The organism is Butyrivibrio sp. AE2005, assembly GCF_000686965.1.
In the GTDB taxonomy this organism is placed as follows: domain Bacteria; phylum Bacillota; class Clostridia; order Lachnospirales; family Lachnospiraceae; genus Butyrivibrio; species Butyrivibrio hungatei_A.
In genome coordinates this window covers 153,249-174,192 of the sequence record NZ_JMMD01000002.1, presented here as the reverse complement: position 1 = coordinate 174,192, position 20,944 = coordinate 153,249, and the positions used below count along the sequence as shown (strand labels likewise).

At 41.5% G+C, this 20,944-nt stretch carries 20 protein-coding genes; 19 read left to right on the top strand and 1 reads right to left on the bottom strand.

All coding sequences use genetic code 11. The features are described 5' to 3' along the window. Nucleotides 1–2: 2 nt before the first annotated feature. The 5 genes from DL92_RS0102870 to DL92_RS21425 all read left to right on the top strand — a co-directional run bounded on the left by DL92_RS0102870 (nt 3) and on the right by DL92_RS21425 (nt 6,985). The gene (locus DL92_RS0102870; protein WP_026654739.1) at nt 3–950 is read left to right on the top strand and encodes a magnesium transporter MgtE N-terminal domain-containing protein; all 948 of its coding nucleotides are present in this window, start codon (nt 3–5) and stop codon (nt 948–950) included. Nucleotides 951–1,074: 124 nt separating this feature from the next. Then, nucleotides 1,075–2,568 (top strand): flagellar hook-length control protein FliK, encoded by a 1,494-nt coding sequence (locus tag DL92_RS20030; protein WP_051625209.1) that lies wholly within the window; start codon nt 1,075–1,077, stop codon nt 2,566–2,568. Nucleotides 2,569–2,589: 21 nt separating this feature from the next. After that, on the top strand, nt 2,590–3,273 hold the full coding sequence (locus DL92_RS20025; RefSeq protein ID WP_051199084.1) for a flagellar hook capping FlgD N-terminal domain-containing protein: 684 nt from the start codon (nt 2,590–2,592) through the stop codon (nt 3,271–3,273). Between the two features lie 24 nt (nt 3,274–3,297). Continuing rightward, complete coding sequence (locus DL92_RS0102855; RefSeq protein WP_026654740.1) at nt 3,298–3,723, top strand: TIGR02530 family flagellar biosynthesis protein; 426 nt, start codon at nt 3,298–3,300, stop codon at nt 3,721–3,723. A 157-nt stretch (nt 3,724–3,880) separates the two neighbouring features. After that, nucleotides 3,881–6,985 (top strand): flagellar hook-basal body complex protein, encoded by a 3,105-nt coding sequence (locus tag DL92_RS21425; RefSeq protein WP_051625208.1) that lies wholly within the window; start codon nt 3,881–3,883, stop codon nt 6,983–6,985. A gap of 73 nt (nt 6,986–7,058) precedes the next feature. Here DL92_RS21425 and DL92_RS0102845 read toward each other — a convergent pair whose 3' ends face one another. Continuing rightward, nucleotides 7,059–7,628, bottom strand: coding sequence for a tyrosine-type recombinase/integrase (locus DL92_RS0102845; protein ID WP_026666841.1), 570 nt, complete (start codon nt 7,626–7,628; stop codon nt 7,059–7,061). 306 nt (nt 7,629–7,934) lie between these two features. Between DL92_RS0102845 and DL92_RS0102840 the strand changes: the two genes are divergently transcribed. From DL92_RS0102840 to flhF, 14 genes are all read left to right on the top strand, one after another. Beyond that, a complete protein-coding gene (locus DL92_RS0102840; protein ID WP_026666840.1) occupies nt 7,935–8,864 on the top strand; it encodes a coiled-coil domain-containing protein in 930 nt (309 codons plus the stop codon). Nucleotides 8,865–9,238: 374 nt separating this feature from the next. Further along, nucleotides 9,239–9,412, top strand: coding sequence for a flagellar FlbD family protein (locus DL92_RS20625; RefSeq protein WP_081670600.1), 174 nt, complete (start codon nt 9,239–9,241; stop codon nt 9,410–9,412). Nucleotides 9,413–9,462: 50 nt separating this feature from the next. Continuing rightward, nucleotides 9,463–10,272 (top strand): motility protein A, encoded by an 810-nt coding sequence (locus tag DL92_RS0102830; protein ID WP_026654747.1) that lies wholly within the window; start codon nt 9,463–9,465, stop codon nt 10,270–10,272. Then, nucleotides 10,272–11,105 (top strand): OmpA/MotB family protein, encoded by an 834-nt coding sequence (locus tag DL92_RS0102825; RefSeq protein WP_026654748.1) that lies wholly within the window; start codon nt 10,272–10,274, stop codon nt 11,103–11,105. Before DL92_RS0102830 ends, DL92_RS0102825 begins: the two co-directional genes overlap by 1 nt. Nucleotides 11,106–11,123: 18 nt before the next feature. After that, complete coding sequence (locus DL92_RS0102820) at nt 11,124–11,666, top strand: flagellar basal body-associated FliL family protein (protein WP_026654749.1); 543 nt, start codon at nt 11,124–11,126, stop codon at nt 11,664–11,666. Between the two features lie 60 nt (nt 11,667–11,726). Beyond that, nucleotides 11,727–12,710: a flagellar motor switch protein FliM gene (gene fliM, locus DL92_RS0102815; protein WP_026654751.1), complete on the top strand. Its 984-nt coding sequence runs from the start codon at nt 11,727–11,729 to the stop codon at nt 12,708–12,710. A gap of 4 nt (nt 12,711–12,714) precedes the next feature. After that, a complete protein-coding gene (gene fliY / locus DL92_RS0102810) occupies nt 12,715–13,980 on the top strand; it encodes a flagellar motor switch phosphatase FliY (RefSeq protein WP_026654752.1) in 1,266 nt (421 codons plus the stop codon). Nucleotides 13,981–14,038: 58 nt separating this feature from the next. Further along, nucleotides 14,039–14,380: a flagellar biosynthetic protein FliO gene (locus DL92_RS0102805; protein ID WP_034461954.1), complete on the top strand. Its 342-nt coding sequence runs from the start codon at nt 14,039–14,041 to the stop codon at nt 14,378–14,380. 3 nt (nt 14,381–14,383) lie between these two features. Further along, complete coding sequence (gene fliP, locus DL92_RS0102800) at nt 14,384–15,328, top strand: flagellar type III secretion system pore protein FliP (RefSeq protein WP_081670602.1); 945 nt, start codon at nt 14,384–14,386, stop codon at nt 15,326–15,328. A gap of 32 nt (nt 15,329–15,360) precedes the next feature. Continuing rightward, nucleotides 15,361–15,633, top strand: coding sequence for a flagellar biosynthesis protein FliQ (gene fliQ / locus DL92_RS0102795; RefSeq protein WP_026654755.1), 273 nt, complete (start codon nt 15,361–15,363; stop codon nt 15,631–15,633). 9 nt (nt 15,634–15,642) lie between these two features. After that, nucleotides 15,643–16,428 carry a flagellar biosynthetic protein FliR gene (gene fliR / locus DL92_RS0102790; protein ID WP_026654756.1) on the top strand — a complete coding sequence of 262 codons (786 nt, stop codon included), beginning with the start codon at nt 15,643–15,645 and terminating at the stop codon, nt 16,426–16,428. Then, nucleotides 16,403–17,557: a flagellar biosynthesis protein FlhB gene (gene flhB / locus DL92_RS0102785; RefSeq protein WP_026654757.1), complete on the top strand. Its 1,155-nt coding sequence runs from the start codon at nt 16,403–16,405 to the stop codon at nt 17,555–17,557. Before fliR ends, flhB begins: the two co-directional genes overlap by 26 nt. 48 nt (nt 17,558–17,605) lie before the next feature. Continuing rightward, entirely contained in the window at nt 17,606–19,663 is a 2,058-nt protein-coding gene (gene flhA / locus DL92_RS0102780; RefSeq protein WP_026666838.1) for a flagellar biosynthesis protein FlhA, read from the top strand. Continuing rightward, nucleotides 19,664–20,941, top strand: a complete 1,278-nt coding sequence (gene flhF, locus DL92_RS0102775; RefSeq protein WP_026654760.1) for a flagellar biosynthesis GTPase FlhF — start codon at nt 19,664–19,666, stop codon at nt 20,939–20,941. The last annotated feature ends 3 nt before the right edge of the window (nt 20,942–20,944 follow it).

The following is a 20,944-nucleotide window of genomic DNA, read 5'->3' as shown; positions in this document are numbered from 1 at the left end:
ATATGGCTGATCTGGATATGCCGATGTCCCCTTTTGAGGATCAGAAGGCGGCGAAGGCAAAGCTAAAAGCTGACAAATTAGAATATAGGAAGAAACTTAAAGAACAGAGGAAAGCTGATAAGGAAAAGCTGCATGAGTTTGCCGAGAGGTCGGCGGAACTTAGCGGAGACGATGCGGGCGGACTTGCCACCATCGTGATCACTTTTTTCATTGTTCTTATTTGGCTTGCTATAATGGCACTTCTTATAAAATTCAACGTAGGAAATTTCGGATCCGATATCATGGCTCCGCTTATTAAGGATATTCCTGTAATTAACGCCATTTTGCCCAAGGAAGCAAGAAATGATGCGGATGCAAAGATTGATGAGCCGATTGACTTCAGCACAGAAGGAAGCGAAGCCGGCGGAATTCAGACTATCGATGAAGCTAATGCATATATAAAGAGGCTTGAGAAGGCTCTTCAGGATGAAATGAACCAGAACAGCAGCTATGCGTCCACGATAGACAGGCTTGAAGCGGAAGTGAAAAGACTTGAGCCATTCGAACAGCAGCAAAAAGAGTTCTATGAAGAGAGAGCGGCTTTTTACAACAGTATTGTCTATAACGACAATGCGCCGGATCCTGAAGAATATGCTAAGTATTTTGAGCAGATCGATCCCGATACTGCTGAGAAGATCTATGAGAAGATCAAGCGCGATGAAGGTGAAGAAGCTGCAATTAAGGCTTTTGCTACGACATATTCGGGAATGAAGGCTAAACAGGCTGCCAAGATCTTTGATGAGATGGTTAATGAAAATCAGATCGAACTTGTTTCAAAGATTCTGGCTCAGATGAGCGTAGAAAACCGCGGAGATATTCTTGCCCAGATGAAGGAAGAAAATGCCGCAAAACTCACTCAGCTGTTGGAACCTAATGCACTTAAGAATAAATCAACCAAAGTTACGGGATGATTTCCTAAAAATCTTTTGAATTATGTATAAAGGTTTAAGATATTAAGCCGATATAATGTATGAGATGCCATGGTATCTTTATGGGATCATGCATTTCGGAAATTAAATACATAAGGAGGAAGCTATGAGCAGTGCGGCAAACCCAATTAGTGCAGCCATGAATATTATGGCGACCGGCACTGCAGCCTCAAATGTTTCAGTCGTAACAATGTCTGAAGGATATAGCGCGAATGTTTCAATGAGCTTTGGCACTATTTTGAATCAGGCAAACGATGCGGTTACACAGCTTAATTCTGTAAATGCAGCAAAGGATGTGACTGTGTCTAAGGAAAAGACAGACTTGAATGTATCGGTGCAGAAGGAAACTGCAAATGTCGCTACAAAGGATGTAACAAACGACAACACGGGCACGGAAAATAAGCTCGTTGATACAGACAACAAAGTGGTTGCGGAAGAAACAAATGGCAAGGAAGCCGGCGAAGAGCTGCAGGATGCCATTGCAGAAGAAGGCAAAAAGCTGATCACCAGGATTGCAGAAGAGCTTGATGTATCTGAGGAAGATATCGTGAATGCTATGCAGGCACTGGGAATCACGGCGGTGGACCTGTTTAAACCTGAAAATCTTATACAGCTTATTTCTACTGTAGGAGGACAGGAACAGGCAGTAAATCTTATCACAGACTCAGACCTCTATACATCATTGCAGGACCTCATGGAGGATGCGGATGGTATGAGAAGCGAACTTATGAATGAGTTTGGCTTAACTGAGGAAGATTTTGAAACCGTTGTCAGCAACATGCATGAGGAATTTTCTCAAGTAACGGAAAAAGATGCACAGCCTAAGGCAGAAGCAGAGCCTTTGATCGAAATTAACGATCTTAGACCTGAAAAAGCAGTAAGGGAACCTATAGATAAGGAAATCCACAAGGATGTTCAAAAAGAGGTTTCTGTAGACAGAGCTGATGTATTCAAGGATGAATTCAAACCCGTTGAAAATTCCAACAACACAACAAAAAACAACAATCAGTCAGGAAACTATGATCACGGATCACAGGGAACAACCGTATTTAATCAATTCCTTAACGGAGTTACGGATGCGATAAACGGTTCGACGGCGGCTGAAGAGATGCTTGCATATACCGACAGAGCTCAGATGGAGAACATCGTGAGACAGATCACGGAAAAGATAACAGTTTCTGCAAGCGAAGATGTGACCAAGATGGAACTTCAGCTTCATCCGGCAAGTCTCGGTAATGTAAATATCCTTCTTACAAGCGGTAAGGACGGTATTATTGCAAGATTCACGGCACAGAACGAGATTGTAAAAGAAGCGGTTGAAAGCCAGATGATCCAGCTTCAGCAGAAATTTGAAGCACAGGGCATTAAAGTTAATTCCATAGAAGTTACCGTTTCCAGTCACGCGTTTGAAGAGAATCTTCAGCAGCAGGGCGGAAGCGAAGAAAATAACGAACAGGCTTCAAAGGGCAGAAAAGGACTTCGCAGGATCAATCTGATGGATGCAGATGATATTGCAAGCGAAACGGATATGGACGAAGCCGAGAGATTATCGGCACAGATGATGGCTATGAGCGGAAACACTGTTGATTTCAGTGCGTAAGCCGGCCGGAAAGAGGTTATTATGGCAGATGTAAATTCTGTTACTGCAATAGTTAAAGACGGCAAGATTGAGAACGCTTCAAATAAAACCGAGTCGAAAGAAAAAAATACACAGGCTAAGGGCTACGACAAGGATTCTTTTCTTAAGATCCTTGTCGCCCAGATGAAATATCAGGATCCCATGGAGCCTACTTCAAATACTGAGTACATTTCACAGTACGCTACATTCACTCAGGTTGAGCAGATGAACAACATGGCTAACGCTATGAGCCTTTCAAGAGCATCTGAGATGGTTGGAAAGACTGTTACAATAACTCAGACCAATCCTGAAACCGGAACTAAATCTGAGGTTCAGGGTGTTGTAGACTTTGTTACCTACAGCGGAAATAAGGCATTTCTTAACATTAACGGAACTAACTATAATGTTGACGATGTTACTCAGATACTTGGTGAAGACTATGAGAATGCACTTAATACAGTGAAGGATTTCCAGGAGAATATTGATAAGCTTCCTGATAATATTTCGCTTGTGACTCTTGAGGAGCACGAAAAGACAATCGATTCTATGTATGACTATTACATGAACATGGATGAAAAAGCGAAAAGGCTTATGGATAAAGACTATGTAACTTCGCTTCTTCAGTATGTAAATAGAATTGATGATCTTAATAATAGTGAACATCGAACATTTAATAAAGATAAGTAAACAAATGCATAGGAGGTATAAGCTATGACAATGGATGGTCGTCAGTTTATGTCCATCGGGCAGGTGCAGGACCAATATTTAAACGGTACTGTACCAAAAACGGATAAGAACAAACAAAATATTCCAACAGGTGAAAATTCTTTTGCATCTGTTCTAAACAAAATCCAAGAGTCTGCCGATAATAATATCAGCACGGAGAATCTTAGATTTTCTAAGCATGCCGTAAACAGACTCAGCGACAGAAACATTGAGCTTTCTGAGGAACAGATGCAGAGACTTAACCGTGGAAAAGCTGAGGCCGGTGAAAAGGGAATTAAAGAGTCACTTATTCTGGTTGACCAGCTTGCTTTTATAGTGAACGTTCCCAATAACATGGTCGTTACAGCCATGGATCAGACAGAAAACAAAAACAATGTTTTCACAAACATAGACGGTGCAGTGATCGTATGATTGGACCGAAGCGGCAGATAGGCCCGAAGTGCCTTGCCGTCAGGAAATCTTAACTTCCCGACCGACAGAAGGAAGTTCTTTGACGAAAATCACGACGCATCCGTCCAAAATCAATTTATTTAATTTATTTCTTTTTTATGATGGAGGACTTTGCCTTATGATGAGATCTCTTTACTCCGGTGTTGCCGGACTTAAGACACACCAGACCAAAATGGACGTTATCGGTAACAACATCGCTAACGTAAACACAACTTCTTACAAATCTCAGTCAATCACATTTTCTGATCTTATGTATCAGACAACACAGACAGCTTCAGGAGCAACAGAGACAAAGGGTGGTATCAACCCTCGTCAGATTGGTCTTGGTACTAAGTCGGGAGCTATAAATACAGCAATTACATCTCAGGGAACAACACAGACTACAAATAACCCTTTTGATATCATGATCACAGGTAAGTCTTTCTTTGTTGTAAATAACGGTGTTGAGAACCTCTATACAAGAGACGGATCATTTTATGTTGACGGTGCGGGAAACCTTGCAATGCAGTCAAATGGATATCTCGTTCAGGGATGGGCTGCAAAAGAAGACAGAGAGACCGGTGAAATTACAGTAAATAAGAATGGAGGGCTCTCGAGTCTTCAGATTATGAGTCCTGCGAACTTTACATATTCACCTGCTTCAACAACCGCGGCTATTTTTAACAATAATATTGACTCTAACGATACAAATGTTATGTCGGTAGACGGAAAAACAATTACACTTGAGTTTTATGATAACAAAGGATATTTGTATACCGGAAAGTTTACTTTAAAAGATACAAAAGATGGAAATGTAGACAATCATCTTTTTGCATTAACGCTTACAGATATTATTGATTCAAATGGTAATTCGCTTGATGACAGAGGCGGCCTTATGAGCCAGATAACATTTGGAAATCTGGAAGGACTCACCAGAGTAGAAAAGAAGACTGCGATTCAGGGCTATACATTTGAAAAAATAGAGAACGATTCCGATCATATTACAATTAACAAAATCGGTGGAGATGTGAAGTATGATAATGTAAAGGCTTCTGATGGTAAACTGTCGGATCTTTTGTCAAATGGAACAAAAGCCGGACTTCTTGATACTGTTTATGGAATCACTGATGAAAAAGCAAAAACTTTATTCGGAGAAGAATATTATAATGCAAAATATTCCGTTGATTCTTCCGGAAGAATTACTGTTACTTATCCTATGACGGATTATAAAGATGAGGCATGTTCCGGAAGTTATGCTTGGCTCAATCAGGATGATTCAACACAGGAAGGCGGAGCAGCGAATAAAGAAAAATTCTTTGTTGATGCGGATACACAGGTTGCATATAAGGTTCCTACAACCGGAAGCGCAAATGAACTTTCTGTAAGCATTTTAAAAGAAGTTTTCGAAATGAATGATAGCGACATTTCGAAATATAGAACTTCTGATTATAGATATGATTATGATTCAAACGGAACGCTTTCATTCTATAAAAAGGATATCGGACTTGCCGTAACTTCAGAGCCAAAGGAAATTAGCTCCAGTGTTATGGATAGCTTTAACTTCATTGGAGATGCTGCGGGCAGAAAACTTTCAGAGATTGTTTCGGGTGTTAGTAATCTTAGATATACATATTCTTCAGAAGGTGTTGTTTCTTTATTCCAGATGGAGACGGGCTATATAGATGCCGATCCTGTAACAGAGTCACTTGATAGTACTCTTACTGATGATGATGCAATAAAATCTTTATTTACTGCATTAAATAAAAGATGGGGAAAAGAAGCTGATTCGGTTTCTCTTAAAAGTTTGCAGAATGTGATCTCAGATACGACAACTGATGCAAATGTAAGGGCTGTTGCGCAAACTATTGTCGATGAGGCACAGAGCAAAACTAAATTAACAGACGAAAATGGAAACCCCGTTGCTGTAAGTAATGTAAAAGTTAAACTTGGCGATGTTACAGGAGATAAGGTCCTTGTAATCAACTTTGAAAAAGAAGGAGAGATAGCAAAGCCTTATCCGAATGCTACAACGAAGTATTCAAAGGCTGTAGCTGAAAAAACAGCGCGCTTTGTTGAGAAAGACACAACAAATAACAACAGATTTGTTGTTGATGAACCTTCTTATGTTTTTAAGAATACGTCTAATCCAAATGAGAAGTTTGAAAAAGGTTATTATCTTCCCGGTAATAAGCTTACGATGAATAATCTTAACGCTGATTTAATTAGAGATGTATTTCCGTCTGTGCAGCTTAGAAACGGTGTTAGTTACAGCTTTAGCATTTCGACAAACGGACAGATTTCAATCAATCATATGGAAACGGCAGATCCCCGCAGAATTGCAGCGAGTGAATTTTCTATCGAACAAAATACGGATGGAACTATTAAGTATTTATCATCTTCAGCATTTAAGGAAGTACCTGTTACAGGAAAAATTTCTGATCTATTAGAAGCAATAGATGGTAAAGGAAGTAAAGAACAAGGACTTCTTAAGAAAGTGTACGGAATCAGCGATAAGGCTGCTGCAGCTTTTGGCGGTGACGGAACATACGAGATCATTACAGCTGAGGGATCTGATTTTGGAAAGATAAATCTTAGAATTGGTAATCGTACAATTCAGCTTCAGTTTGATGAGGCTACCGGTTCGATTGTTTCAGCTGACGGAGATTCAAAGAGCAAGAGTGCGAATATTACGTTTGGATTAAACGGTCAGAACACTGAAGGACTTATGGCATTTGGTTTCCAGGCTAATCCTGCAAATGCTGAAGAAATGAAAAGAAATCATACGATCAGCATCGATTTCTCGAATCTTACAAATTACAATACAAATAAATCTTCAACTATCACTGCAAACAAAGGTGATATAAAGTCACTTAATACAGGACGTGCAGTTGGAGAGATGAATGGTATAAATGTAAGTGATAACGGTCAGATTTATGCATCATATTCAAACGGCCAGACAAAGCTTTTGGGACAGATCGCATCTGCAGAGTTTGCTAATGCATCGGGTCTTTCAAAGCAGGGTGATAACCTCTATGCATCAACTCTTAACTCAGGTGATGCTACAATTCAGGATATCACAACTGACGGTGGCTACATGAGCACAGGTGTATTGGAGATGTCAAACGTAGACCTTTCTGCACAGTTTACCGAGATGATCACAACACAGCGTGGATTCCAGGCTAACAGCCGTATCATCACAGTATCCGATACACTTCTTGAGGAACTTACAAACCTTAAGAGATAATAATCTGTAACATATACAATTAAATCATAAGGCAATCGCCCACATCCGGTCGGGGATGTGGGCGATTTATTCATTATACTAGTTCGACATGGTTCTGGAGTGCTTCTTCCATTTCACGGGCGTCTACACCGAGATATCTCTTTGTAATGTCAGGAGAAGAGTGCTGGAAAAATTCCATAACGAGAACAATATTATAGCCATTGGATTCATATAAGCGCATGCCACAGTATTTCCTAAAACTATGTGTCGATACGTTTTCGTAGCCGAGATATTCACAGACTTTGCGAAGATATTTCTGGACGGCTCTTTCGCTAATGTTAAATATAAGATCTTCATTTTGGGTGTTATTTTCGGCAATATAATTTTTCAGATGTTTATAATATTCTTCAGAAATGGTCTTATACCGCTTTTTCTTTGTTTTCATTTCAACAATATTTATCTTATGGACATTTCCTGCAGCAATAAAGCTTGAAGGCTTCAAAGCAAGAATGTCTTCGATACGGATTCCGAGATTGGCCTCCGCTATAAGAATCTCGGCAATTCTGGGATTGGCCCTGAATTGCTTGGAAGCTCCGGTTCTCATTGTTTCAATTATTTCAGTGTATTGTTCTCTCGTAATCGGTACGGTAGCGTATTGTCCCATTATTTTAGTCCTTGATCAAATCTGATCTGAATCTGATGTCTCTCCATGTTTTTTGAGCCGTTTTTTTCGCAAAATTCATCAATTGAATTTTGGAGTTAAAATTGGGCATAACGATAGTATATACGTATTTATCGCGTTTTTCAATGATTTTAGGTTCGCATAATATGCATTTTGCGAACTCTATATACGTGTACAATGTACACATTGTAATGTGTACATTTTGTATTGAGATCAAGAGGCTGAGATGATACAATAAAGTCAGTAAAAATACATATTTCATAAGATTACTATTTTCAAGGAGGCATAATGAGCGACAAGGAAGCAACTAAGGAAGAAAGAACTGTAGATGATACAACGAAGCCTCGCACAATGAGACTTACGGATGAAACGTTTGAATATATAAAGAAACTTGCGGCACAACTTGGCGGGAATCAGCAACATGCCGTATCGGAACTTCTTAGGGTATATGAAGGGCAGATAGAGAAAGATGCTTTACCTGCAGGTGCGGAACAGCTCGAAGAATTCGAGAAGTACCAGGCTAAGATGCATGATATTTTCATGGATCTTATTAGATCCAGAAACGATGCTGCAGATCTTGCCCGTGTAGATTTTGCAAAACAACTTGATACTAAAGATGAGATAATCTGCGAACTTCAGAAAAATCTTAAGGATATAAAAGCCGGAGAAGACGGGGCTGCAGAAAAGGCAGAGTCGCTTCGCAAAGAAAATGATGAATTAAAGCAAAAGATTCAGGATGAGATTAAACATCTGAAAGAAGAGCTTGAGAAAAGCAAAGAAGAGTGCAATGAATTAAAAGAACAAGTTTCTTCTATAAAAGAAGAACTGGCTGAAGCAAAGAAAAATGAATCTGATATAAGGAAACTTTACGATGAAAGAGTTGCATCTTCCGTAAAACTCATGGATGAAGTGGAAGAACTTAAGAATAAAGAAAATCCTCTCAGAGAAAATATATCAAAAGTTGCTTCGGAAAACAGAGTTTTAGTTGCGGAAAATGCAAGGCTTACGCAGGAAAACAAATCTTTGCGCGACGATATCGAATCCATGAGAACTTCACATACCGCTGAGATCAAACTTGTTACAGTGAATGCGGAACTCAAGGCAAAGAATGACGCATACAAAGAATTACTTGCTGAAAAAGACAGATATTCTCAACTTGTTGAACAGATCAAGAATGACAGGACTGAAAAATTGCTTGAAAATCTAAAAAATAAGTAATTTCAATTAAAATTAATTACATTGGGCAACGCTTGCACTTGACTGGGGTGTGAGCGTTTTATTTTTTGTCAAGAAAAATCATAGAAACTAACCGTTGTTTTTGATATTTAGTACTGTACAGTAAATGAAAATGTGTTAAAATAAATTGAATACCACTATATGTAGTATATTGCATGCACTATGAAACATAATTACCAACTTTATTTCATTCATTTTGCTCTAAAATGAAATTACGATTCATATTGGACTAAAAAAGTTGCATTTAAGCAAGAATTAAGCATTTTAGTATGGTAAAATTAATATGCTAAGAAATTAAGTTTCGTTTCTAGTCTATTTTTTCACTAAAAAATGTAATTTTATATCAGAAGGTGTTTATGAACAAGGGAGTAATTGAGCTTACCAAAATGGATACGCGTAAGATACTCATTAATCCGAGTTTGATTGAGACAGTTGAGAGTAATCCGGATACTGTCGTGGTCTTATCTACCGGAAGAAAGCTTATTGTGAAAGAGAGCATGGAAGATATTTGCAGTCTTATCAATTCCTGAAACGTGCGGAAGAAGATGTTGACTAATTTTTAATGTGAGAGGTAAATGCTGTGGATATTGCGTCGATTATCGGTGTAGTAATGGGAATTGTATTTATGCTTCTTGGAATCATCACATCCGGAGGCATCGGTTCTGTTGGAAATTTCTTGGATGCGCCGTCGGCTCTGGTTACATTCGGTGGAGCTTTGATGGCTGTTTTGGCATCCAGACCGCTTTCGGAGTTTACCGGCGGACTCAAGTGCTATACGCGAATATTTAAACTTACTACCGATGATACCAAGGCCGTAATCAAGCAGATCATCGATCTGTCCAATACAGCCAGAAAAGAAGGCCTTCTCGCTCTGGAAGAAGCGGCCGGCAATCTTGACGATGCTTTTATGAAAAAAGGCGTCATGCTTATTGTCGACGGTACCGAGCCTGAGCTTGTAAAGAGCATTCTTGAGGCCGAGATAGATGCTATGGCTGAGAGACATAAGACTAACTATTCTTTATTTGAAGACATTGCGTCACAGGGTCCTGCCTGGGGTATGATCGGTACACTTTTGGGACTTGTTAACATGCTTAATGATATGAGTGATGCATCGAAGATTGGACCTTCCATGGCGACTGCTCTTATCACGACATTGTACGGTTCAGTTATGGCGAACTGGTTCTGTTTCCCTGCTTCAGCCAAGTTAAAGGCAAGAAGCAATGCAGAGTACATGTCAAAGAGTATTGTCATTGAAGGACTTTTGTCTATACAGGCGGGTGAAAATCCCCGTGTAACAGAAGAGAAGCTTAAGTCATTCCTGTCACCCGTTGACAGAACGGCTTACGAAGCTGAGACCGGAACAGGTTCAGCAGGTGGAGGCGAAGAATAATGGCAAAAAAAGCAGAAGAAGTAAAACCGGGCGCGCCCGCGTGGACCGCGACATTTGGAGATCTGATGAATCTGCTCCTTTGTTTCTTCGTACTTCTTTTCTCCATGTCAACTATGGATGCCGCTAAGTTTGAAGAGGTTGCCGCGTCGTTTAGTTCGGCGTTTGGATTTTTCTCGGGCGGTGAGATGGCTATCGGCCAGGGTGCACTTATCGGAGACGGTGTGTCACAGCTTACCGAGCTTTCAAGTTATGTGACTTCCATGGGTCTTGCGCAGACCGGTGAAGATTCCGACACCGAGGATGTGGAAGTCGGTGATATGAACCAAAAGGAACTTATGGAAGCGGCTGAGGAAGAACAGCTCGAAGCTTCGGCGGAGCTTGCTGAGAAGATTGAGGAAGCTCTTAATGAAGAAGATATAGAGGATGTTGTTGCTCTTAATTATACGAGTCAGTTTGTTCAGCTTACCATACAGGGTTCGATCCTTTTTGATTCTGCCAAGACTGATATTAAGGAAGATGCAAAACCTGTAATAGATAAAGTTGGGCAGATACTCGAGACTTATGCCGGAGGAACTGTTGCGGTTGAGGGACATACTGATAACGTTCCCATGTCTTCAGGCGGAAAGTATGCGAACAACGATGAGCTCAGCTCAGGAAGAGCTCTTTCGGTTTTCTATTATCTTTGTGAGAACACTAATCTTGATCCTGCGAACATAGTTCATACGGGCAGAGGGGAATATAACCCGATCGCTGATAATTCAACCGATGAGGGAAGAGCCCGTAACAGACGAGTTGAGATTAAAATATATAATCCACTTAGTTCTTCATACTAAAAGAGGGGGATTTTTCAAATGAAAAAGAATTTACTATCAATCATCATTCTGGCTTTACTTGTTGTAAATATCGCCATGACGGGCTTTATGCTTTTGAGTGTTATGACTACAAATTCCCAGACGGCCAAACTTGTTTCTGACATAGCGGCTGCGCTTGAACTTGAAACAAGCGGCGGTGTCGGCGGAGGACTTAACACTGAGCCTTCAGAACCTTCGGGAGTTAATGAAATAGCTACATTCGGATTTGTTGGAAATCAGGACAGGCTTACCATAAATCTTAAGCCGGGCAATGACGGCAAATCACATATGATGGTTGTTGAAGTTGTTTTTTCCATGAATACAGCCAATCCTGATTATGCATCATATGGCTCATCCGAGCAGCTTTCGGGAATGAGAGATCGTGTGAAGTCAATTGTTACCGATACACTTTCAAGTTATTCAATGGAAGAACTTCAGGAAAACAGTCAGCCCGCAAAAGATGCAATTGTTGATAAGGTAAGAGAACTTTACAATTCCAACTTTATTTACAGAGTTGATTTCAGCAGTGTGCTTTATCAGTAATGCTGCATTTTATTAAAAAGGATACGCCGATAGCTATTTATCGGAGGAAGGAGATCCAACTTGAGCGAAGTACTGTCACAAAATGAAATAGATGGTCTGTTGGCAGCACTTAATAGCGGTGAACTAGATGTAGATCAGATGCAAGCCGCAGACGAGAAAAAAGTCAAAGATTATGACTTTAAACGTCCGGCGAAGTTTTCCAAGGAACATCTCAGAACTTTGGAGATGATATACGAGCATTACGGAAGGCTTTTGTCTACTACATTACCTTTATATCTTAGAAAGAATGTTACGGTGTCGGTTGCTAACTCAGAGACGGTTACATATTCGGAGTTTAGCAATGCCCTTTCAAACCCGGTTATTTTGGGAGTTATAAGCTTCCTCCCCTTACAGGGAACGATTATTTTGGAACTGCAGGCCAACATCGGATTCTCTTTTATCGACAGGATGCTTGGAGGTACCGGCATCGGACTTGATAAACCGAGACCATTCACCGATATTGAGATGCCACTTATAGAGAAGCTTGTGACTATTTGCATGCAGCTTATGGTAGAGCCGTGGCAGAATGTTGTTTCTATCAATCCGGTCATGGAAAAGATAGAGACAAACCCGCAGTTTGCACAGGTTATTTCACCTACAGACATGATCGCCATCGTCACTCTTAATATTAAGATCGGTGAAACGGAAGGACTTATGAATGTATGTCTTCCTTATTTCACGCTTGAGAGTGTTATGGATAAACTTAATACCAAGTTCTGGTTCTCCACGATGCAGAAGAACGTGGATGAAGATTTCGGAGAATATCTTGAGACTATGGTCAAACATGTTGATGTTCCCGTAAGAGCGGTTCTTGGCAAGTGTAATGTTTCCGTTAATGACTTTGTTCATTTGCAACCCGGCGACATTATCAGACTTGATAACAGAGTAAACACGGATATGCAGGTTTACGTTGGAAATATCTACAAATTCACCGGTTTGCCCGGTACTACGAAAGATAAATACGCCGTCAGGATCACGTCGGTAGTAAGAGAGGAGGAAGAGTAGGAGCATGGATGGAATGTTATCTCAAGATGAAATTAATGCTTTGCTATCCGGCATGGATTCAACAGCCGGTGGAGAAGGTGATGCTCCGGCTGCAGAAGCACCTTCCGATAATTCGGATATACCGGTAACTTCCGGCGCACCGGTTTCAGGAGGAAGCGAGATAGACGAATCGCTTCTTAATGATGCGGAAAAAGATGCCATCGGTGAGGTGGCTAATATAAGTATGGGATCTTCGGCTACTACGCTGTATTCCCTTGTAAATCAGAAGGTTAATATTACAACACCCCAGGTTGAACTTGCCAACTGGGAAAATGTAATAAATAACTATGAGAGACCTTGCGTCTTTATTCAGATTCAGTATACGGAAGGTCTTGACGGAACCAATATCCTTATCCTGAAAGAACGTGATGTTATGGTCATCACCGATCTAATGATGGGTGGCGACGGAACAAATATTTCCGGAGAGATTGGAGAACTTCAACTTTCAGCTATCTCTGAAGCAATGAATCAGATGATGGGTGCGGCGGCAACATCTCTTTCTACAATGATCAATCAGAAGGTTGATATCAGCCCACCGCAGGCTACACTTCTTGATATGATCAACGACGATCCTTCGGATATCGCAGAGTTCCTTATGGGAACATTTGTAAAGATATCTTTCAAGATGCAGGTCGGAGATCTTGTGGATTCAACGCTTATGCAGTTGTATCCCATTGATTTTGCCAAGGCGTTAAAAGATCTTGTTCTTACTGATTCAGGAGCAAAAGAAGCAGCACCTGCGCCTGCTCCCGAACCTGCACCTGCGCCTGCAGAAGCGCCTGCGCCCGCAGCGCCCGATCCGAATATGATGGCGCAGCCTCAAATGGGAATGCCACAGATGGGTATGCCGCAAATGCAGATGCCACAGATGGGAATGCCACAGATGCAGACCCCTCCGATGGGTATGCCGCAGATGCAGATGCCTCAGATGATGAATATGAACATTCAGCCCGCACAGTTCCAGACGTTTGCGGGTGGTCCCGGAATGATGGCCGGAGGGGAAAATATCGGCATCATCAAGGATGTTCCTTTGGAAGTTACGGTTGAGCTTGGAAGAACTGCTAAACCGATCTCCGATATTCTGGAGTTTGCACCCGGTACCATTATCGAGCTTGATAAGGTTGCGGGTGAGCCTGTCGACGTACTTGTAAACGGTAAGTTCGTTGCAAAAGGCGAAGTAGTTGTAATTGAAGAAAGTTTCGGTGTTCGTGTGACCGAGATTGTTCAGTGACGATTTCTTTTTACAAGATTTCTTTTATATAAAAAGAAACAGATGGAGTGTTTGCATAATGTCAGCCGAATCTTACTTACAGTTTGTTGCCATCTTAATAATCTTTGTTCTTGTGCTGGGGCTTACTTATTATGTGACCAAGTGGCTTGCCGGTTATCAAAAAGAAAAGGGCAGCGGAAAGAACATTGAGGTTTTGGAGACCGGAAGGATTTCAACTACCAAGTATATCCAGATAGTGCGTCTGGGTAATAAATATATGGCCATCGCAGTGGGGAAGGATGAAGTTACTGCATTATGCGAACTTGACAAGGAGTCACTTGTTTTTGACAATCCTGAAAATGCGGGCACGTTAAGCTTTAACGAAATTCTTGAAAAAATAAAAAGCGAGTTTAAGAAATAAATTATGAGTATACAGTGGGGAGAGAATAAAAAGAATATCTTTAAAAAACGTCGTTTGAAAAAAGGGGCGTTTATCGCCTTTTTGTCTGTTTTTTTGATACTCTTTTTGTCATTTGCAGTACCCGTTAAGGTAGTTGCTACCGAAAATGTGGTTGAAGATACCAAACCTACCGATCCTACCAATTCAAGAAAATCTAATCTTACAGGTTCTGAAGCTGAACGAACAAATATCACGGATCCGGGTTCAGCAGAGTCCCCTGACGATCTGAAAAAACTTAATATAGCCAATACGGTTACTGTTACATATGACAACGGAAACGGGTCACTGAGCGGATCACTGAGGATACTTATTACTTTAACGCTCATTTCCCTTGCGCCGACGCTTATTGTGATGATGACTTCTTTTACGAGAATCATCGTGGCGCTCCATTTCACCAGAACCGCGATAGGAACCCAAACATCTCCTCCCAACCTGGTGATGATTGGGATTGCTTTGTTTATGACACTTTTCATTATGCAGCCGACGCTTACGACTGTTTATAATGATGCGGTCATTCCTTTTGAAAAGGGGGAGATGGACCAGAAAGAGTTCGGAAAGGTCGCAATGGCGCCGTTTAGGCAGTTTATGTACGGCCAGACCCAGACTAAGGACGTTAAGCTCTTTATGGAGATAAACAAGACCGAGTGGGACGGAGAACTTGAGAGTATTCCCAATGTTGTACTGATTCCGAGCTTTATTGTAAGTGAACTTAGAACAGCGTTCATAATTGGTTTTTTGATATATATTCCATTTATTGTTATTGATATGGTTGTGGCATCTGTACTTATGAGTATGGGTATGATGATGCTTCCGCCGACTACGATCTCAATGCCGTTTAAGATACTTCTTTTTGTCCTTGCTGACGGATGGAGCCTTATCATCGGTAATCTGGTCAAGTCGTTCTATTAGTTTTTGTTATGAGATAGGGGAGGAATGTTTTTATGATAACAATGGCGGATATCAATACGATCGTAAATCAGGGACTTATGCTCGTTATTAAGATGTCGCTTCCGGTTCTTTTAACTTCGATGATCGTCGGACTTATTATTTCAATATTTCAGACGGTTACTTCGATACAGGAGCAGACGCTTACCTTTGTTCCTAAGGTAATATGCGTATTTCTTATGATTATGCTGACGGGAAACTGGATGATGACTGAGCTTTCGGGCTTTATTACACTTATCTGGTCTGATTTTTCGAAGTATGTGCGCTAGAGGTGAAGTATGATCGATTACAACTTCAGATACGGCGATCTGGAAGTTTTTTTGCTAATAGTTGTAAGAGTCACAAGTTTTATCTTTGTTTGCCCTTTCTTTGGAGGAAGGCAGACGCCTAACCTTGTAAAAGTGGGATTTGGCTTGCTTTTGTCAACTCTTGTGTACGGAGCTGTTCCGTATACGGCGCCTTCATATAACACGCTTATCGGTTACACGGTGATCGTTATGAAGGAGGTTACGGTTGGATTTCTTGTGGGCTATGCGGTGCAGTTGTGCCAGCTTGTAATTAACTTTGCGGGTCAGATTGTTGATATGCAGATAGGCTTGTCGATGGTAAACCTTTTTGACCCGAATACGAACGAACAGGTTACTATTACAGGTCAGCTCTATTCGCAGGTGCTTATTGTTTCGCTTATCATTACGGGAATGTACAGATATATTCTGGATTCGCTTATTGATACGTTTTCCCTGATACCGATTAACGGTGCGGTCATTCACAGTGACAGGATGCTAAACGCCGTAGTCGCCTTTTTGAGAGATTACATTGTCATCGGCTTTAGAATAAGCCTGCCGATATTTATCATTACATTTATCACAAACGTTATCCTCGGCGTTCTTGCCAAGGTGTCGCCTCAGATGAACATGTTCTCTGTAGGTATTCAGATAAAGATCATCGTAGGGCTTATGGTAATGCTGATCACGGTATCGATGCTGGGAGATGCGTCAAACTTTATTTTTAATAATATGAAGGAGCTTATGCAGGAATTTGTATACAGCATGCAGAGAGGCTGAGTTTGAATACAGGCCGTTGTTAATTAAATACAATCTGCAGTTCTTTGCCGAGGATGCGAACGGTGCCGAGAAGTCCGAGCAGCCTACGGCTAAAAAGCTTGAAGATGCCAGAAAAGAAGGCCAGGTTGCAAAGAGTCAGGAAGTTGCGACGGCGTTTAGCCTGCTGGCACTTTTCGTGATCTTGCGATTGGTTTACGCACTTATGGGAAGCACTTTTACCAATATTTTCCCGCGAGTGTACAATGACATTCCCAATGTTGCGAGGACTTATGACGGGCAGCTCCCCATTGCGTATATCACTAGCATTATAAATAAGGCGATGCTGACACTTCTTTTGTTGTGTGCACCGTTTTTTATAGTCGGATTTGCCGTTGCTTTTATCTGCGACTATGTTCAGGTTGGTTATAAGCCTACATCAAAGCCGCTGCAGCCAAAGCTTTCAAAGCTTAATCCCGTTTCGGGACTTAAAAAGATTTTTTCTACGAGAAAGCTTTTTGAACTTGCCAAATCAATCCTAAAGCTCATTGTTATGGGAATTGTTATATTTTCTTTTTTTTCAAAAAGAAATGATTATCTGTTCCTTCTGTATGATATGCCGCTTGGTCAGGCAATCGGGCTTATGGGGAATCTCATTATAGACCTTGGATTCAGGGTTGCGATCGCGTATATGATCATAGCAATCGCGGATTTCATCTATCAGAAGCGCAAGTTTACCAAGGATATGATGATGACCAAGCAGGAAGTAAAGGATGAGTTCAAGAATTCCGAGGGAAGCCCGGAGGTTAAGTCGGCGCAGAAGAGAAGGATGATGGAAGCGTCAAGACGAAGAATGATGCAGGCAGTTCCCCAGGCGGACGTTGTTATTACGAACCCGACGCACTATGCTGTTGCCGTTAAGTATGATGCGGAAGAAGCGGAAGCTCCCATTGTTGTTGCGAAGGGCGCGGATTTCATGGCTCAGAGGATAAAAGAGCTTGCTAAGGAAAATGACGTCGAGATTGTAGAAAACAAGCCGCTTGCGCGTATGCTATATGCGAATGTTGAAGTCGGCGAGCTTGTTCCGCCGGAGCTTTATAAGGCGGTTGCCGAAGTACTTGCTTATGTTTACCACTTAAAGGGTAAGATTTAAAAGGTTTAGTTATGAATTTAGAAATTTTTACAGAAAGGAGAGTACGGCATGGACGCGAAAAAAATCAGAGACCGCGTATATGATTACGGTCTTGCTTTATATATTGTTGCGGCTATCGTAATGCTCATTATACCGCTTCGTGACTGGGTGCTGGATATTCTCCTTGCTTTTGATATGTCACTTTCTTTTGTGATCATGTTTACTGCCATGTTTGCGGCTGATGTTCTGGATATGTCGTTTTTTCCTACGATACTTCTTTTTACGACTATCTTCAGAATTGCACTTAACGTTTCATCTACCCGTCTTATCCTGACAGAGGGCGGTGCGGGTAAAGTTATTGAAGTATTCGGTTCCTTCGTTGGCGGAGGTGACCTTATTGTCGGAGCTATCGTCTATGTAATTCTCATAATCGTACAGCTCATGGTCATCAACAAAGGTTCTGAGAGAGTTGCGGAAGTATCGGCAAGATTTACTCTTGATGCCATGCCCGGTAAGCAGATGGCTATCGACGCCGATCTTAATACGGGTGCCATCACTGATGTTGAGGCGAAACAGAGAAGACAGAAGATTCAGGATGAAGCAAGCTTCTTCGGAGCTATGGACGGTGCTACGAAGTATGTAAAAGGAGATGCGACTGCGGGCCTTATTATTACGGCGGTTAACCTTCTTGGCGGTATTGCCATGGGTATCCTGAGAAAAGGGATGGACGTAAATACTGCCATCAATACATATTCGATTCTCACGATGGGTGACGGACTTGTAAGTTCTATTCCTTCTCTTATGATATCGATGTCGACAGGTATCCTTGTTACCAAGGGATCAAAAGAGGCAGATTTTGGCCACGTGCTTATCGGTCAGCTCTTTGGTATGCCGAAGACTCTTTACCTTGTGGGCGGAGTTTTGTCAGGGCTTGGAATTTTTTCACCGCTTCCTACGCTTCTTTATGTTGCTTTCGGTGCAGGATTCATCTTTATGGGAAGAATTGCGAGTCAGACTATCGAGGAAGTTGCGGTTGAGGGAGAAGTTGCATCGCCTGAAGAACAGCAGGCTGAAGAGATAAGACAGCCCGAGAATGTAACGAGTCTATTGCAGGTTGATCCCATCGAGCTTGAGTTTGGTTACGGTATTATTCCGCTTGCTGATGTTAATCAGGGTGGAGATCTTCTCGACCGAGTTGTTATGATCAGAAGGCAGGTTGCCCTTGAACTTGGTACCGTTGTTCCGATAATTCGACTTAGAGATAATATTCAGTTGAATCCTAATCAATATATCATTAAAATTAAAGGTATACAGGTTAGTGACGGTGAGATTTTGTTCGATCATTACATGGCTATGAATCCCGGACATGTCGAGGAAGAGATTACAGGTATTCCTACATTTGAGCCGTCATTCCACCTTCCTGCGATATGGATCACGGAGGGACAGAGAGAAAGAGCAGAGAGCTTTGGCTACACCGTTGTAGACCCGCCGTCAATCATTGCTACGCATTTGACGGAGATTATAAGAGAACATATCGCGGAACTTCTTACAAGGCAGGATGTACAGAACCTTGTGGACAATCTGAAAGAGAACAATCATGCTCTTGTGGAAGAGCTTGTGCCTAAGCTCATGAGCCTTGGTGAGATTGAGAAGGTTCTTCAGAATCTCCTTCGCGAAGGCATTTCCATAAGGGACCTTGTGACAATATTCGAGACGCTTGCAGATTTTGCTCCGTCTACACACGATCCGGATATCCTTACGGAGTATGTAAGACAGAGCTTAAAGAGAGCTATCTCCAACAAGTATTTTGTGCCGGGAGAGACTACGAGCGTTGTTACTCTTGATCCCAAGATCGAACAGGAGATCATGAGCAGCGTTAAGCAGACAGAAACAGGTGCTTATCTTACACTTGATCCCGCCAGAACCAAGTCTATACTTGCTGCTGTGGGAGAGCAGGTCAAGAAGCTTGAAGATGCGGGTAAACAGGCAATCATCATGGCGTCGCCTATAGTGCGTATGTACTTTAAGAAGATGACAGAAGACTACTATAAAGATCTGGTTGTTATTTCATATAACGAAGTCGAAGCCAGTATCGAACTACAATCGGTGGGGATGGTAACTGCGTAAATGATTATTAAAAAGTATGTTGGAAAAAATGAAAGCGAAGCCACGGATGAGGCAAAAAAGGAGCTCGGGGGAAACATCGTCGTAATGAATGTGCGACCTGTTAAGAAGTCCGGTTTTCTGGCTCTGTTCCAGTCTCAGAAGATTGAAGTGACAGTGGCACTTGAGGAGGAACCTGAAAGGCCGGTAAGAACGACCTATACTCCGCAAAAGCCCAAAGTACAGGAAAGCAGGGGCTCTTTTGACAATGCTCAAAGAGATACCGTGGTTTCCGCTGCTGCGACGGCTACCAAGGTTTCTGCGCCGAAGGAAGATAACAGCGCTATCGAAGAAAAGCTTGATAATCTCAGCTCTCTTTTGGAGAAAAATATTCTCAAGAATGAGAAGGAGGTTGTTGTTCCCAAAGCTGAAAAAGAAACGGGTGTTGTTCCCGAGAAAAATAATGATGGCGTAAAAACTTCTAAAAATGATATATCAGAAGAAACACTTTCTTTCATAAAATTGTTATATAATACTCTTATAGAGAATGAAGTTGACGAGATATACGTAAACCAGCTTACCGATGAGGTTGAAAAGATAAGTAAACCCGGACTTCCTTTTGATTACGCGCTTGCAAACGTTTATCAGAAGATGGTTCTTAAGTTCGGTAAGTCTGAGCCTATAAAAGAAGTCGGTGAAGAAAAGCCGATAGCTGAGGTTTTTATAGGTCCCACAGGTGTCGGCAAGACAACTACGATTGCCAAACTTGCGTCGGAGCTTACTGTTTCCAAAAAGAAGAAAGTAGCTCTTTTGACCATGGATACATACAGAATTGCGGCAGCCGAGCAGCTTCGCACATATGCATCGATACTTGAGATTCCTTTCAGGGTTATTTATTCTGTCGATGAGATGAAGCAGGCGGCTGAAGATTTCAGGGAATATGACTACATCATGGTCGATACGGCGGGACATTCACTTAAAAATGAAGAGCTTATAAGAGATGTTGAGAACTACATAAGGGCTTTGGAGGAGCTTATGGAGTGCGAAAACTATCTTGTTTTGTCAGCGACTACCAAGTACCGCGACCTCATTGAGATTTCGGATGCGTATTCGGAAATGGTTGCATATAAGCTTATTTTTACAAAAATGGATGAGACAGGCGCAAAAGGTAACCTTTACAATATCAGAATGCATACGGGTTCGCCCATCGCGTATATCACAAACGGCCAAAACGTGCCGGATGACATCGCGGTATTTGATGCACAGAAAATAGTAAAGAACCTTCTTGGCGGAAAAAGTTGATTT